Source organism: Leptolyngbya cf. ectocarpi LEGE 11479 (assembly GCF_015207065.1).
In the GTDB taxonomy this organism is placed as follows: domain Bacteria; phylum Cyanobacteriota; class Cyanobacteriia; order Phormidesmidales; family Phormidesmidaceae; genus Leptothoe; species Leptothoe ectocarpi.
The window spans coordinates 1-1,600 of the sequence record NZ_JADEXP010000615.1; the positions used below are offsets into that span (position 1 = coordinate 1).

Sequence of the window (1,600 nt, forward strand, 5' to 3'; positions counted from 1 at the left end):
CTCCTGGCTTTGCCGGGGCCGACCTGGCCAACTTAATCAATGAAGCAGCCTTGCTGGCCGCCAGAAAAAATCGAGAAGCGGTGAAGATGGCTGATTTTAATGAAGCTATTGAACGGATGTTAACAGGACTAGAGAAGAAATCACGAATCCTAAACGATCTAGAAAAACGAACCGTCGCCTACCACGAGGCAGGACACGCCATTATTGGGGCATTGATGCCGGGCTCTGGGCATGTAGAGAAAATATCCATCGTCCCCAGAGGAGTGGCTGCGTTAGGGTACACACTCCAGCTACCAGAAGATGATCGATTCTTGATGATGGAAGATGAGCTTCGGGGTCGACTCATGACGCTGTTGGGCGGACGTGCCGCTGAAGAGCTGATCTTTGACAGAATATCCACTGGAGCAAGTGATGATATTCAAAAAGCAACCGACCTGGCAGAACGTTGCATTACCCTCTATGGCATGAGTAAAACCCTGGGACCTGTAGCCATAGAACGGAACCAAACTCAGTTTTTAGACGGCCTTGCCCAGCCTCGTCGTCCCATTAGTCCCCACCTATCAGAAACCATTGACCGAGAGATCAAAGAACTGATCGATCAAACCTATCAAATGGCCCTTGAAATTCTAGTGAGAAATCAAGAAGTTTTAGAAAAAATTGCCCAAAAACTGTTGAAAACAGAAACCCTGGAGGGTGACACATTAAAAGCACTGCTGTCAGAGATTCGGCCATCAACAGCGCTGCAATCTTGGCTAAACCCAGGGCATCAAAGGCTAAAAACCAACAGCTCACGAGGAGATCGACAGTATGAAACGCCCTATCAGCTCAGATCACCATCCTAGCTTTGTCCAAACGGTCACAAAGCTATTAGCCATCCTGGGACTCATCCTTTTGCTTATGCTCCTATGGTCTGCACCCGTGGCCATAGCAAACGTACAGTTTTTGAAAGAAGCCGATCAGTGGGTTTATCAATCGCAGCAGACATTGACGGATACCATAGGCAACCACTGGGAAGTAACCGCACTAAAACCCATGGCACAGGATAGCGAAGATGTTTATTTATGGTTAACGACTCAATCTGACAGTGTTTATCTTGATGCCGCCCAGCCCCTGATCATAGAAACAGATTTAGGGCAAAAATTGAGTGTGCCCAATCTTACCCAGCGACATTTTATGGGTGAATTACCTGCCCCAAATGTTAGTCAATACGATATCCATACACTGATTCCATATATTCAGGATGTACAATCTCTACAGCTACAGCTCCCTACTAAAACAGAGAATCCAGTAAGGCTATCGATTCCGCCTAATGTGTTAGAGGAATGGTTAATTATAGGGACATGCAAAGGTTTGATTTGTGTGCACCTATAGAGTTTTTGACTATGGCACTGACAGTAGAATCAGGTACAAGCTTTCCTTTGGGAGCAACCGTCCGCGATGGTGGAGCCAACTTTTGTCTATATGCCCGAGGAGCCACTGCTGTTGAGCTACTACTCTTTGATACGCCAGACTCTCCCCAACCAAATGCATCTATTAGCCTAGATCCAGACAAAAATCGTATTTTTCACTATTGGCATATTTTTATTCCAGGTATTTCAGC

1 protein-coding gene and 2 pseudogenes are annotated in these 1,600 nt (G+C 46.1%); all 3 read left to right on the forward strand.

Annotated features, from left to right (window positions below):
* Positions 1-842 (forward strand): annotated as a pseudogene (locus tag IQ260_RS30470) (ATP-dependent metallopeptidase FtsH/Yme1/Tma family protein); the annotation flags it as partial.
* Positions 808-1,371 (forward strand): DUF3122 domain-containing protein, encoded by a 564-nt coding sequence (locus tag IQ260_RS30475; protein ID WP_193996784.1) that lies wholly within the window; start codon positions 808-810, stop codon positions 1,369-1,371. The pseudogene IQ260_RS30470 and the gene IQ260_RS30475, both read left to right, overlap by 35 nt.
* 11 nt (positions 1,372-1,382) lie before the next feature.
* Positions 1,383-1,600: pseudogene (locus IQ260_RS30480) on the forward strand (glycogen debranching enzyme); the annotation flags it as partial.

What these genes read in the sequence shown, in the direction of transcription:
- IQ260_RS30475 (WP_193996784.1), top strand. Translation starts at nt 808, where the DNA reads ATGAAACGCCCTATCAGCTCAGATCACCATCCTAGCTTTGTCCAAACG.